Annotated in this window: 16 protein-coding genes; all 16 read left to right on the top strand. The window is 46.7% G+C overall.

The window, feature by feature from the left end; genetic code table 11:
• Positions 1-43 precede the first annotated feature (43 nt).
• The gene (locus tag CF394_RS10800) at positions 44-406 is read left to right on the top strand and encodes a response regulator (protein WP_439332869.1); all 363 of its coding nucleotides are present in this window, start codon (positions 44-46) and stop codon (positions 404-406) included.
• Between the two features lie 111 nt (positions 407-517).
• Positions 518-1,375: a class II fructose-bisphosphate aldolase gene (locus tag CF394_RS10805; protein WP_094943602.1), complete on the top strand. Its 858-nt coding sequence runs from the start codon at positions 518-520 to the stop codon at positions 1,373-1,375.
• Positions 1,376-1,438: 63 nt separating this feature from the next.
• Complete coding sequence (fsa, locus tag CF394_RS10810) at positions 1,439-2,086, top strand: fructose-6-phosphate aldolase (protein ID WP_094943603.1); 648 nt, start codon at positions 1,439-1,441, stop codon at positions 2,084-2,086.
• 8 nt (positions 2,087-2,094) lie between these two features.
• Positions 2,095-3,384, top strand: coding sequence for a UDP-N-acetylglucosamine 1-carboxyvinyltransferase (gene murA / locus CF394_RS10815; RefSeq protein WP_094943605.1), 1,290 nt, complete (start codon positions 2,095-2,097; stop codon positions 3,382-3,384).
• Between the two features lie 47 nt (positions 3,385-3,431).
• On the top strand, positions 3,432-4,394 hold the full coding sequence (glpX, locus tag CF394_RS10820; protein ID WP_094943606.1) for a class II fructose-bisphosphatase: 963 nt from the start codon (positions 3,432-3,434) through the stop codon (positions 4,392-4,394).
• Positions 4,395-4,551: 157 nt separating this feature from the next.
• On the top strand, positions 4,552-5,835 hold the full coding sequence (gene rho / locus CF394_RS10825) for a transcription termination factor Rho (RefSeq protein WP_094943607.1): 1,284 nt from the start codon (positions 4,552-4,554) through the stop codon (positions 5,833-5,835).
• 175 nt (positions 5,836-6,010) lie between these two features.
• Positions 6,011-6,226, top strand: coding sequence for a 50S ribosomal protein L31 (gene rpmE / locus CF394_RS10830; RefSeq protein WP_094943609.1), 216 nt, complete (start codon positions 6,011-6,013; stop codon positions 6,224-6,226).
• 245 nt (positions 6,227-6,471) lie between these two features.
• Positions 6,472-7,044 carry a thymidine kinase gene (locus tag CF394_RS10835; protein WP_094943610.1) on the top strand — a complete coding sequence of 191 codons (573 nt, stop codon included), beginning with the start codon at positions 6,472-6,474 and terminating at the stop codon, positions 7,042-7,044.
• Positions 7,045-7,335: 291 nt separating this feature from the next.
• Positions 7,336-8,415, top strand: a complete 1,080-nt coding sequence (gene prfA, locus CF394_RS10840) for a peptide chain release factor 1 (RefSeq protein ID WP_094943612.1) — start codon at positions 7,336-7,338, stop codon at positions 8,413-8,415.
• Complete coding sequence (gene prmC, locus CF394_RS10845; protein WP_094943613.1) at positions 8,399-9,256, top strand: peptide chain release factor N(5)-glutamine methyltransferase; 858 nt, start codon at positions 8,399-8,401, stop codon at positions 9,254-9,256. The genes prfA and prmC overlap by 17 nt, the downstream gene beginning before the upstream one ends.
• Positions 9,257-9,305: 49 nt before the next feature.
• Entirely contained in the window at positions 9,306-9,782 is a 477-nt protein-coding gene (locus CF394_RS10850; protein WP_165767536.1) for a stage II sporulation protein R, read from the top strand.
• Positions 9,783-9,788: 6 nt separating this feature from the next.
• Positions 9,789-10,808, top strand: a complete 1,020-nt coding sequence (locus tag CF394_RS10855) for an L-threonylcarbamoyladenylate synthase (RefSeq protein ID WP_094943616.1) — start codon at positions 9,789-9,791, stop codon at positions 10,806-10,808.
• Positions 10,809-11,574: 766 nt separating this feature from the next.
• The gene (locus CF394_RS10860; protein WP_094943618.1) at positions 11,575-12,006 is read left to right on the top strand and encodes a low molecular weight protein arginine phosphatase; all 432 of its coding nucleotides are present in this window, start codon (positions 11,575-11,577) and stop codon (positions 12,004-12,006) included.
• A gap of 43 nt (positions 12,007-12,049) precedes the next feature.
• Entirely contained in the window at positions 12,050-12,493 is a 444-nt protein-coding gene (gene rpiB, locus CF394_RS10865; RefSeq protein WP_094943619.1) for a ribose 5-phosphate isomerase B, read from the top strand.
• Positions 12,494-12,524: 31 nt separating this feature from the next.
• On the top strand, positions 12,525-13,073 hold the full coding sequence (locus CF394_RS10870) for a TIGR01440 family protein (protein ID WP_094943621.1): 549 nt from the start codon (positions 12,525-12,527) through the stop codon (positions 13,071-13,073).
• A 12-nt stretch (positions 13,074-13,085) separates the two neighbouring features.
• On the top strand, positions 13,086-14,321 hold the full coding sequence (gene glyA, locus CF394_RS10875) for a serine hydroxymethyltransferase (RefSeq protein ID WP_094943622.1): 1,236 nt from the start codon (positions 13,086-13,088) through the stop codon (positions 14,319-14,321).
• Positions 14,322-14,325: the final 4 nt, after the last annotated feature.

Raw genomic sequence — 14,325 nt, forward strand, 5'->3', positions numbered from 1 at the left:
ATGAGAGATTCGAATATTTCGGGAACAAGAGGAGATGGGACGGGTGACGCATTTACTGATCGTCGATGATCAAATGGGGATTCGCATGTTGTTGCAGGAAGTTTTCGAGCAATCAGGATATACGGTTTCTATTGCTGCAAATGGGGAAGAGGCGCTCGAGATGTTTCGTGCGCAGAAGGTAGATGGGGTCCTATTGGACATGAAGATTCCTGGCATGAATGGCATCGAGATTTTGAAACATATGAAACGCGAGCAACCCGAGGTTCCCATCATGATGATGACAGCTTATGGCGAACTCAATCTGATTGAGGAGGCAAAGGGACTTGGGGCGTCTCTTTATTTCACAAAGCCATTCGATATTTTTGAGGTCCGTAGTGCGGTCATCGAACAGCTTCAAGCATCTTAAGATTTGAGAGAAAGGGCGGGTGTGGAAAACCCCGTCCTTTTTTGGTACACTGAAGGATAGATAGCAGGTCACCCTAAATTACAGCTATCACCATTTAGAGGAGGTCCATTCATGGCATTAGAATCAATGAAAGATATGCTTGAAAAAGGCAAACGTGAGGGCTATGCAGTTGGGCAATTTAACATTAACAACCTTGAATATACACAAGCAATCCTGCAAGCTGCTGAAGAAGAAAAATCACCAGTCATCCTAGGTGTATCTGAAGGTGCAGCACGCTATATGGGCGGCTTTAACACTGTGGTACATATGGTGAAAGGATTAATGATGGACTTCGGTACAACAGTACCAGTCGCAATTCACCTAGACCATGGATCAAGCTTTGACAAATGTAAAGAAGCGATTGACGCTGGTTTTACATCAGTTATGATCGATGCGTCTCACCATCCATTTGAAGAAAACGTAGAAACAACAAAACAAGTCGTTGACTATGCACATTCTAAAGGTGTTTCAGTTGAAGCGGAGCTTGGCACAGTTGGCGGTCAAGAAGACGACGTAGTAGCTGACGGCGTCATCTACGCAGACCCTAAAGAGTGTGAAGAGCTTGTGAAGCGCACAAACATTGACTTCCTAGCACCTGCACTTGGTTCTGTTCACGGTCCGTATAAAGGCGAACCAAACCTTGGCTTCGCAGAGATGGAAGAAATCTCAAAACTTGCGGACCTTCCACTAGTACTTCACGGCGGTACAGGGATTCCAACAAAAGATATCAAACGTGCGATTTCATTAGGTACTTCGAAAATCAACGTTAACACTGAAAACCAAATTGCCGGGACAAAAGCAGTTCGCGACTTCTTAAACAAAGACGCAGAAGAGTATGACCCACGTAAATACTTGACGCCAATGCGCGATGCGATCCGTGAAACGGTGAAAGCAAAAATGCGTGAATTCGGCAGCTCAGGCCAAGCGTAATAAACTATCTACGGGAGAAGCCTTTAGTGCTTCTCCCATTTCACTAATTGGAGGAACTTTATCATGAAATTTTTTATCGACACAGCAAACTTTGAAGAAATCAAAGAAACCCACTCTTGGGGCATCATTGACGGCGTTACAACAAACCCGTCTTTAGTAGCAAAAGAAAACATCTCGTTCCATGATCGCCTGCGTGAAATCACAGCGCTTGTTGACGGTTCAGTTTCTGCAGAAGTTATTTCATTAGATGCAGAAGGCATGATCAAAGAAGGTCGCGAACTAGCAGCTATCGCACCAAATATCACTGTAAAACTTCCAATGACTCCGGAAGGCTTAAAAGCATGTTCTGTTTTCCGTGCAGAAGGCATCAAAACGAACGTGACATTGATCTTCAGTGCGAACCAAGCACTACTAGCAGCTCGTGCAGGTGCTACATATGTATCGCCATTCTTAGGTCGTCTTGACGATATCGGTCATGACGGAATGGAATTGATTGCGAAGATTGCAGACATTTTCACAATCCATGACATCGATACAGAAATCATCGCAGCGTCAATCCGTCATCCACAACACATCACGGATGCGGCATTAAACGGTGCGCACATTTCAACAACACCATTTAAAGTGTTGCAACAGCTCTTCAACCACCCACTGACTGACAAAGGGATTGAAGCATTCTTGAGCGACTGGAACAATCGCCAAGCGAAGTAGGTGCCCCTATGGATGTATATAAAATCAAAGGCGGCAATCGGTTAAAAGGGACCATCAAAGTCAGTGGTGCAAAGAACAGCGCGGTAGCACTTATCCCCGCAACCCTTTTAGCAGATTCACCTGTTACTATCGAAGGTCTCCCGGAAATTGCAGACGTGTATATCTTAAAAGAAATTTTGGAAGAAGTCGGAGCTAAAGTGACATTTGAAAATGGCACGATGACAGTTGATCCGACACACGTCGAAGACATGGCATTACCAAACGGTAACATTAAAAAACTACGTGCTTCGTACTACTTGATGGGCGCTATGCTCGGAAAGTTTGGTCACGCGGCTATCGGTCTCCCAGGAGGCTGTCATTTAGGTCCCCGTCCAATCGATCAGCATATCAAAGGCTTCGAAGCTTTAGGTGCTAAAGTATCGAATGAACACGGAGCCATCTATTTGCGCGCTGAACAGCTCGAAGGAACGAAAGTTTACTTAGACGTCGTCAGCGTTGGTGCAACAATCAATATCATGCTAGCAGCCGTACGTGCCAAAGGCCGTACGATTATTGAGAATGCAGCAAAAGAACCAGAAATCATTGATGTGGCTACACTCCTTTCGAACATGGGAGCTAACATCAAAGGTGCTGGTACCAATATTATTCGTATTGAAGGTGTCGATGCTTTGCACGGGACCAACCATACGATCATCCCCGACCGCATTGAAGCCGGTACATTCATGATCATGGCTGCTTTAATCGGAGACGGTGTTCAAATCGATAATGTTATCCCACTTCACTTAGAAGCGCTTATTGCGAAGCTTCAAGAAATGGGCGTTGTCATAGAAGAACGTGAAGATTCACTGTTCATTCCACGTGTTGAGCATCTGAAAAGTGTCGATGTGAAGACCCTCGTGTATCCAGGATTCGCAACGGATCTTCAACAGCCGTTCACGGTCCTTATGACGCAAGCTGATGGTACATCGGTCATTACGGACACGATCTATTCGGCTCGCTTCAAACAGATCGACGAGCTTCGTCGTATGAATGGGGACGGTCGCGTAGAAGGTAGCACAGCTATCATCAAAGGGCCGACTCCACTAGAAGCAGCCAGTGTGCGTGCTAGTGACTTGCGTGCAGGGGCAGCATTAGTACTTGCGGGACTGATTGCAGACGGTGAAACTGAAATTCATGATATTTACCATATCGAACGTGGCTATGGAAAGTTGATCAAAAAACTCACAGCCCTGGGCGCGGATATTCGACGTGTGACTCTAGAACCTGTCGAAATTTCCAATGCAGACAACGCTCTGTAATGGTACAATAAGACAGGTTTAGAAATCGCGTGGCAGGAGGAGAAACGATGGAACGAAGTTTATCAATGGAATTAGTACGTGTAACAGAGGCGGCAGCAATTGCATCTGCACGCTGGATGGGACGCGGCTTGAAAATCGAGGCAGACGATGCCGCAACGACGGCAATGCGCTCCGTGTTCGATACAATTCCTATGGAAGGTGTCGTCGTTATCGGTGAAGGTGAGATGGACGAAGCACCGATGCTGTATATCGGTGAAAAATTGGGCCTCGGTATCGGGGGACCACAAGTAGATGTGGCCGTTGATCCACTAGAAGGAACGAACATCGTCGCTTCAGGTGGTTGGAACGCGTTAGCGGTTCTTGCAATCGCAGACCGTGGCAACTTACTTCATGCACCGGACATGTACATGGACAAACTAGCAGTAGGTCCAGAAGCTGTCGGAATGGTCGATATTGATGCACCCGTCATCGATAACCTTAAGGCCGTTGCTCGTGCCAAAAACAAAGATATTCAAGACGTAGTGGCAACAATCTTGAATCGCCCTCGTCACCAACAGATCATTGACGAGATCCGTGCTTCAGGTGCTCGCATCAAGTTAATCAACGACGGAGACGTAGCTGGTGCCATCAATACGGCATTTGACGAAACCGGTGTCGATATCCTCTTCGGAATGGGCGGCGCACCAGAAGGTGTTATCGCTGCTGTCGGTCTGAAGTGTCTTGGCGGAGAAATCCAAGGACGCTTAGTGCCACACGAAGAAGGCGAGCTTGAGCGCTGCATCAAAATGGGCCTCGATGTCAATAAAGTCTTGCGTATGGAAGACCTTGTTCGTGGAGATGACGCTATCTTCACAGCAACAGGTGTTACAGACGGAGAATTGATGCGCGGCGTCCAGTTCAAAGCAGGTTATGCAGAGACGCATTCAATTGTTATGCGTGCAAAATCAGGGACGGTACGCTTCATTGAAGGCCGTCACAGCTTGAAGAAAAAGCCGAATCTTGTATTATAATTTGTAGACTTCTTACATGAAAAACGGGCTTAGCCCGTTTTTCGCTAAGAAGGTTCAGACTCCTAGTAGACACACTACCAAGACCTCTTCTCAACCTACCAACTTCCAAAACAAACGCAATCCCAATACTAAAAATAAATAAGAGTGTGGTGCCCAAATGACCCAGCATACAATGAACGAACTGGAAAATATGACATTAAAAGAACTCTATGAGCTCGCTAAAAAATACAAAATTTCTTCGTACAGCAAACTGACGAAAAAAGAACTCATCATCTCTATCTTGAAATCCCGTGCGGAACAAGAAGGTTTCTTCTTCATGGAAGGTGTTCTGGAAATCATCTCGTCTGAAGGCTTCGGTTTCTTACGTCCGATCAACTATTCGCCGAGCTCAGAAGATATCTACATTTCGGCGTCTCAAATCCGTCGGTTCGACCTTCGTAACGGAGACAAAGTAACAGGGAAAGTTCGTCCTCCTAAAGAAAGCGAACGCTACTACGGTCTCCTCCACGTAGAACTAGTGAACGGAGAAGATCCAGAGACAGCTAAAGAACGTGTCCACTTCCCAGCGTTGACACCACTATATCCGGATCGTCAGTTAAAGCTGGAGACGACACCTGAGCGTTTATCGACACGCATCATGGACCTTGTCGCACCAGTCGGTTTCGGTCAGCGTGGTTTAATCGTGGCTCCTCCAAAAGCCGGGAAGACGATGCTTTTAAAAGAAGTGGCAAATGCGATCACAACGAATCACCCTGACGCAGAGCTAATTGTTCTATTGATCGACGAGCGTCCAGAGGAAGTAACGGACATCGAGCGCTCTGTAAAAGCAGATGTGGTCAGCTCGACGTTCGATGAAGTCCCTGAAAACCACGTGAAAGTGACGGAGCTTGTTCTGGAACGTGCGATGCGTCTAGTTGAACACAAGCGCGACGTGATTATCTTAATGGACTCGATCTCACGTCTTGCACGTGCTTACAACTTGGTTATTCCACCAAGCGGCCGTACGTTATCTGGTGGTATCGACCCAGCAGCGTTCCACCGTCCAAAGCGTTTCTTCGGAGCTGCTCGGAACATCGAAGAAGGCGGTAGCTTGACGATTCTAGCTACTGCTTTAGTCGAAACGGGTTCTCGTATGGATGAAGTCATCTATGAGGAATTCAAAGGAACAGGAAACTTAGAGCTTCACTTGGATCGTCAGCTGGCAGAGCGTCGTATCTTCCCAGCACTCGATATCCGCCGTTCAGGGACTCGAAAAGAAGAGCTTCTTATTCCGAAAGAGCAACTCGACAAGTTATGGGCGATTCGCAAGACATTCTCGGATTCTCCAGACTTCACAGAGCGTTTCATGCGCAAGCTGAAACAGACGAAAGACAACGATGCATTCTTCCAGCAATTAGCGGAAGAAATGAAGGCACACAAGTCCAAAAAAGCATCGTTGTAAGCTGATTTTTTTCAAACGAACTACTTGAATTTAGGTCCAATACATGGTATTCTATACGTTGTAAGTTTTACTATTTCTGTTACATATGTGGCTGACACAACCGGGCCATGTAAGGTATCAGTTTTTCATAACCAACTCTGTTCCAGATGGTTCAGGGCGAGAGGAGAGAAATTAGATGAAATCAGGAATTCATCCAGACTACAAAGAAGCAACAGTAACTTGTTCATGTGGAAACTCATTCAAAACGGGTTCTGTAAAAGAAAACATCAACGTCGAGTTCTGCAGCGAGTGTCACCCATTCTACACAGGACGTCAGAAATTCGCAGCAGCGGATGGTCGTGTTGATCGCTTCAACAAAAAATACGGTCTTAAAGAAGAGCAACAAAACTAAGAACCTAAATACCTGTGGGGCACTTGCCTTACAGGTGTTTTTTTTAGACCTTAGATGCGGAGAACGCCGCTCTAGAAATCTTGTAAAAATCAGGCGTGACCATAGAGGCTCTTTTCGCCTCTATGGTTGCGACTGATTTTTGCGGGGATTTCTGGCGTTCGTAGCTCGATTCCACCTAGATGCAAAACACACTCACCTAAAACTCACTAATTCGATATATGACACTATGTAAAAGGGGTAACTACATGGCACAGCTATTTTTCAAACACGGTGCAATGAACAGCGGGAAGTCTATAGAAATCCTTAAAGTTGCACACAACTATGAAGAACAAAACAAACCGGTCATCATCTTCACACCAGCTATCGACACACGTGACGAAGTTGGAACGGTCGCAAGCCGTATTGGACTCAAACGCCAAGCGATTCCGGTGTATGACGATACCAATCTGTTCGATTATGTCAAAAATCAAAACGAGCGGATCTACTGTGTGTTGATCGACGAAGTGCAGTTCATCAGCAAAGAACACGTGCTTCAATTGACGCAAATCGTCGATGAGCTTAACATTCCGGTCATGGGCTTTGGGCTGAAGAATGACTTCATGAACGAGCTGTTTGAAGGAAGCCGCTACATGTTGACCTACGCCGATAAAATAGAAGAAATGAAGACTATCTGCTGGTTCTGTCACCGCAAAGCGACGATGAACCTTCGTGTAGATGAAAATAAGAAACCCGTTCGCACGGGTGCTCAAATTGTCATCGGTGGCAACGACAGCTACTACCCAGTCTGCCGCAAATGTCACGCTAATCCGCCACTTTAGTTTTAGATGTGGAGAACGCCGCTCAAGAAATTTCATAAAAATCAGGCGCCCCAATTGAGGCGCTCTTTGCCTCGGTTGGGGTGAATGATTTTTGTGGGGATTTCTGGCGTTCGCAACTCGATTACTCTAGATGTGAAGCCGACTGTTTAGAAATTCCGCTAAATGTCAGCGTGACCGGGGAGGCGCCCTTTGCCTCATCGGTTGCGATGTCATTTGGTGTGTATTTCTAGGAGGCGCAACTCGATTACTTTTATAACTATTACTATAAAATCACACCCAGGAGGTGCCCCTATGTTTGATCGCTTACAAGCCGTTGAAGACCGCTACGACAAGCTGAATGAAATGCTGTCTGATCCGGATATCGTCAACGATACTAACAAACTTCGCCAGTACTCAAAAGAACAGTCCGACCTGCAAGAAACGGTCGATGCTTACCGTGAGTACAAAGCAGCGAAAGAACAACTTGCAGAAGCTAAAGAAATGCTAGAAGACAAGTTGGACGCAGAAATGAAAGAAATGGTCAAAGAAGAAGTCAATGACCTAGAAAAACAAATCGAAGCGTTAGAAGAACGTCTACACATCTTACTGATTCCGAAAGATCCGAACGATGACAAAAACGTCATCATGGAGATCCGAGGAGCAGCAGGTGGAGACGAGGCTGCACTATTTGCGGGCAGTCTATTCCGTATGTACAGCCGCTATGCAGAGACAAATGGCTGGAAAATCGACGTCATGGACTCGTCACCAACAGGTCTTGGCGGCTACAAAGAAGTCGTCTTCATGATTGCAGGGAACGGTGCTTATTCGAAGTTGAAATATGAAAACGGTGCACACCGCGTGCAACGTGTCCCTGAGACAGAGTCTGGTGGACGTATTCATACGTCTACGGCAACAGTCGCGTGTCTTCCTGAAGTTGAAGAAGTCGACGTCGAAATTCATGACAAAGACATTCGCTTTGATGCATATGCTTCTTCAGGTGCCGGCGGACAGTCCGTTAACACGACGATGTCAGCAGTTCGTTTGACACACATTCCTACAAACACTGTAGTTACGTGTCAAGATGAGAAATCCCAGATCAAGAACAAAGAAAAAGCGATGAAAGTTCTTCGCGCGCGTGTTGCAGACAAATACCGCCAAGAAGCGCAAGCGGAGTATGATGCCGTTCGTAAATCAGCTGTTGGGACAGGAGACCGTTCGGAGCGAATCCGTACGTACAACTTCCCGCAGAACCGCGTGACGGACCACCGCATCGGGTTGACGATCCAAAAGCTCGACCAGATCATGGAAGGCAAGTTGGATGAAGTCATCGAAGCGCTTATTATCGAAGACCAAGCAGAAAAGATGGACAAGATGAATGAAAGCACAATTTAAGCACGTACAAGAGGCCCTTTCATGGGCTTCTTCGTATTTACAGGATAATGCGCGAGAACCGATGGCTGCGAAATTTTATCTGCAGGACCTTCTCGGTTGGTCGTCTTCAGACTTGATGATGAAGCAGTTCGACCCGCTTACTGAAGAATTCATGGAACGCTTTGTCGCGGGGGTTCACAAAATCGCAGAGGGGACACCGTATCAATACGTCAGTGGGTTCGCTGAATTTTACGGACGCCCGTTCCAAGTGACTCCTGATGTGTTGATTCCAAGACCAGAGACAGAGGAACTAATTGAACAGATCCTTCGCCGGAAAGAAGAGATATTTGGCGCTAAGTCAGTTCGAATCGTTGATATAGGAACAGGCTCAGGCTGCATCGCGATTACACTGAAATGTGAGCTTCCGGAAGCAGACGTCACGACAGTGGATATCTCGCGGGAAGCAATTCAAGTGGCCAAGCAAAACGCTACGAATCTTCAAGCAGACGTTACGTTTTTAGAAGGTGATATGACGGCTCCTATCAAAGGAAAGAAATGGGACATTTTTGTCTCGAATCCTCCGTATATTGCCGACGTGGAAAAGCAACAAATGAACGACGTCGTGCTCGATCACGAGCCGCATCTTGCGTTATTTGCTGAAGAGGACGGTCTGTATTTCTATAAAAAGATGATAGAGAAGTTACCAGAGCTTCTTGCTGAACGTGCTCTTGTCGCATTTGAGATTGGCTATTTGCAAGGCCCAGCAGTCAAAGGTTTTCTGGAGGCAGCGTTACCAAAGGCAACGGTCGAAGTGGTACAAGACTTAAATGGACGCGACCGAATGGTTTTTGCAACTTTATGAATAGAGTACTAGAGAATGGGTCATGCTGATTTCGAAGGGAGGAATCGGGATGACTCATTTTCAAAAACGTTTAAAACAATTGGATGCAGTGGAGCAACTACTGTGGCTCGTATTAGCTTTAATGGTGGTAATGTTAGTAGCAGGTGGCGAGCACGAAGGCGAAGAACGCATGCGAGTGAAGGCGGCCAACAATTCAGAACAGGCGCAGCTTGAAAAAATGCAGTTCACACAACAACTGCAGGTACAGGAAATTACGCTGAATCAGACAGAAGATGCGTTGTATCCTCCGAAACGAATCGGGTTTTCTGTAGCTCCACAAGGAATGTATCCAAGTAAAGACTGGCAACTTGAAGATGGACGAGGAGATAACTTTTGGTGTATTCTCGTGAAAAATAGCTGTTACAAAGAGCAAGATGTCGAACAGCCGAAATCATTTTTTGTCATGTTGTGGAACAAGTGGTTTTCCACAGACGATGACGACACTCATCCACAGGATGGAGATAAATTGACTTTACAAGAAGGATGACGCGAAATGACGAACTGTGTGCATGTGGATAGAAATGGGGATAACACGAAAAGTTATCAACAAATTGTGGATAATTGGCTTCAGGGCGAAGTAGCTGCCTTTCCTACGGAGACTGTTTATGGCCTTGGAGCAGATGCTCGAAACGCACAAGCTATTGCGAAAATCTACGAAGCTAAGGGACGCCCTTCAGACAATCCATTAATCGTCCACATTGGACAAATCGAGCAATTACAAGGGTTTATAGACCATGTTCCTGAAAAAGCGAAGCTTGCGATTGAAGCATTTTGGCCAGGACCTCTCACGGCGATTCTGCCACTCAAATCAGGAGCACTTGCAGAAAATGTTTCCGCTGGGTTATCCACAGTCGGAGTTCGCATGCCATCGCATCCGGTAGCAAGAGAACTGTTAACGCTAGCCAACATGCCGATTGCGGCACCGAGTGCGAACCGTAGCGGAAAACCGAGTCCGACGGCTGCTTCGCACGTATTAGAAGATTTAGAGGGACGAATCCCTTACATAGTGGATGGGGGCCCAGCAACAGCAGGGCTAGAATCGACGATTGTTGACTTCACCGTGGAACCACCGGCTCTACTAAGACCGGGTTCCATTACTGAAGAGATGTTGATCTCGGTTATAGGAGAACTACAAGGGGCAGGGCGACTACGTGATCAAGATGCCCCGAAAGCACCTGGAATGAAATATACTCACTACGCACCGGAAGCCCCGGTGCTACTCGCGTTTCTAGATGACGAAGACGTAACTGATAAAATCGAGCAACTGCGAAGCCAGGGCAAACGCGTCGCACTCGTTGCAACGGATAGCTACCGCGGGTTACCACATGACGCCTTTGTATCACTTGGTGAATCGAATGAAATCGAAGCGGTGAGTAGCCGCTTGTTTGCCGCTCTTCGGGAGTGCAACCAACTGCCGATTGACGTCATCGTAGCCGCAGCTTACCCAGCAGAAGGCATCGGAAAAGCACTAATGAACCGTCTAGAAAAGGCTGCAGGTGGAAATTGGCTATAACTTCTAGATGTGTAGAACGCCGCTCAAGAAATCTTGTGAAAATTGGGCGTGTCCGTAGAGGCTCTTTTTGCCTCTATGGATGCGAACGATTTTTACGGGGATTTCTGGCGTTCGCAACTCGATTACTTTAAATGTGAAGAGCGTTGCTCTAATGCTCAAATCGTGCCTGACTTTTGTGTAATGCTGATTTCACCTGAGAAACCTTTTTCCAAGGGGAGAACCTCGAAGTCTCCTCGCTGCACCTCGGTGAAAGTGAGTTGAAATCCATACGAGCTTTTTGAAAGTCACCATATGGATTACGGGCGACTGCGGGGTCTCCGAGAACCTCTTGATACCCTGGGAAAAAGGCATCTCAGGTTCAAATAACTAAAATTTTTTATACTAGAAATACTAATGCCACGGAACGCGCATCTTTTCCTTCACCCTCTTTCATAATAATAACTGCAAAGAATGTTGCGGAAAGCGTGCCGTAGATCTTGGGGCTGTTTCCTGAAGGATCAGGTTGATGCCGGATATCACCCGTGTCGCTTCACCGGTGAAGCGATTGGGAAGATTCGGCGCGGCCCTTTTGGAAACAGCCTCAAGTCAGGCACGATTAAAGCGGAACGCTTTCCCTAAACAAAAAAGGGCTTCTCAGGTGAAACCTAGCTACACAATGAGAAATCTTGATAGACTCTCTCATAGATAAGCGTTTCTTTCCAAGCGTTCTCAGAGAAAAGGTTTCTCAGATGAAGTTCGCATCTAGATAAAGAAAGGAGCATGCCGAATGAAAATCCTATTTGTATGTACAGGCAACACATGTCGCAGTCCTATGGCCGCAGCCATTTGGAAGCAGGTCGAAGGAGTCGAGATTCAATCAGCTGGAGTCTACGCAAGCTTCGGTTCTGAAATGTCGCTTCACGCGCAGCGAGCACTCTCGGAAAAAGGCATCGATGCCGATCACGTCTCGCAACCGGTCACTAGAGAATTACTAGAGTGGGCAGACCTAGTTTTGACAATGACGACGAGCCACAAACAGGCGCTGCTTCAGGCGTTTCCCGACCACGCAACTAAGGTCTACACTTACGCGGAATATGCACAACCGGAGCAGCCGTTTGAGATTGCAGACCCGTTTGGTGGCACATTACAAGACTATCAATTTACTCTTTATCAACTAGAACAACTGAAGGACAATCTACTCAATCGACTCAACAAATGATATGATAAAGAAGAATACAAGATATAGAAATGAGGGAATACACGTGAACATAGCCATTTCATCTGACCATGGCGGCAACACCTTACGAAAAGAGATCGGTTCACTTCTTGAAGAACTTGGCCATCAAGTGACGGACTTCGGACCACAGACAAAAGACTCTGTTGACTACCCAGACTACGCAAAACCGGTCTGTGAAGGAGTCGCAGGTGGAGAATTTGAAGCGGGTATCTTGATTTGTGGAACAGGGATCGGCATGTCGATTGCTGCCAACAAATACAAAGGCATTCGTTGTGCGCTAGTGCATGACGTATTCTCTGCAAAAATGACAAAATGCCACAACAACTCGAACATTATCGCGATGGGCGAACGTGTCATCGGAGCGGGCCTTGCTCGTGAAATTGTGACTACGTGGTTAGCAAGCGAGTTCGAAGGCGGCCGTCATGAGAACCGTATCAAAAAAATCGCTGAAATCGAAGCTTCAAACTAAACAAGACTTCACACTCTGAGGAGGCGTTTTGATGGAACCAACGAAACAGTGGCAAGCCGAATTAGAACAGCTGCTAAGTGAGCTGGAACAAGTCATCGAGATCAAACCCGCTACACTCTTTGTTGTCGGGTGCTCTACCTCCGAAGTCATAGGGAAGAAAATTGGAACAGCCGGGGCACGAGAAGTGGCAGAGGCCCTTTTTGAGCCCCTCGAAGAGTTCGCAAGACGAAAAGGTGTTTATCTTGCATTTCAAGGCTGTGAACATATCAATCGCGCACTCACCATGTGTCGCGAGACTGCTGAAAAATTTCAGCTCGAAGAAGTCTCTGTCATACCAGTCCCATCTGCAGGTGGTTCTATGTCAGCCTACGCATACGAAAAGTTTCATGAACCCGTCGTTGTAGAGCACATCCGAGCTCATGCCGGAATCGACATTGGCCAAACGCTGATCGGGATGCATTTGAAAGAAGTCGCTGTACCTGTTCGAACATCCGTGAAGATGATTGGGGACGCCATCGTCACCACGGCAACCACACGTCCAAAGCTCATTGGTGGCAGACGTGCATTTTATGGAAATTAGGAGGAACGTGTAGTGAAAAACATTCAAGCGCAAGATCAGGCAGTATTTGAAGCAATGGAAAACGAGAAAAAACGTCAGCAGGCAAACATCGAGTTGATTGCCTCAGAAAACTTCGTATCACAAGCCGTAATGGAAGCTCAAGGGTCCGTTCTGACAAACAAATATGCAGAAGGGTATCCAGCAAAACGCTACTACGGTGGTTGTGAGCACGTGGACGTTGTGGAAAATATCGCACGCGATCGCTTGAAAGAGCTATTCGGTGCAGAGCACGCCAATGTACAGCCTCACTCAGGTTCACAGGCCAACATGGCAGTCTATATGACAGCTCTTGAGCAAGGAGACACAATTCTTGGGATGAACTTGTCTCATGGGGGACATTTAACACACGGTTCCCCTGTTAACTTCAGTGGAATTCAATACAATTTCGTCGAATACGGCGTAGATAAAGAAAATGAACTTATCGATTACGAAGATGTTCGTCAGAAAGCTCTTGAGCACAAACCGAAGATGATCGTGGCAGGTGCGAGCGCGTACTCTCGTACAATCGATTTCGCGAAATTCCGTGAGATCGCGGACGAAGTTGGCGCGTACTTGATGGTCGATATGGCTCACATCGCAGGCCTTGTAGCAGCTGGCTTGCATCCGAACCCAGTGCCACACGCACACTTCGTTACATCGACTACTCACAAGACTCTTCGTGGTCCACGTGGCGGTCTGATTTTGACGACTGAAGACTGGGCGAAGAAAATCGACAAGACGATCTTCCCTGGAATTCAAGGAGGTCCTTTGATGCACGTCATCGCTGCAAAAGCAGTGGCATTCGGCGAAGCATTACAAGACGATTTCAAGACGTATCAACAACAAGTTATCGATAACGCACAAGCTCTTGCTGCAACACTTTCGGAAGAAGGCGTTCGTATCGTATCAGGCGGTACAGACAACCACGTCTTCTTGATTGATGTAAAAGGTCTTGGCTTGACGGGTAAAGTGGCAGAACACGTTCTTGATGAAGTCGGAATCACGGTCAACAAAAACACGATTCCATACGACCAGGAAAGTCCATTCGTCACTTCTGGTATTCGTATCGGGACGCCAGCTGTCACGTCTCGTGGATTCAAAGAACAAGAGATGAAAGAAATCGGCAAGATTATCGCAGACCTTCTGAAGAACCATGAAGATGAAGCGACTCTTACTTCGGCTAAAGAGCGCGTAAAGGCGCTGACTGACAACTATCCTTTATACGCATAATTTT

This window comes from Tetzosporium hominis (assembly GCF_002265435.1).
GTDB lineage: Bacteria > Bacillota > Bacilli > Bacillales_A > Planococcaceae > Chryseomicrobium > Chryseomicrobium hominis.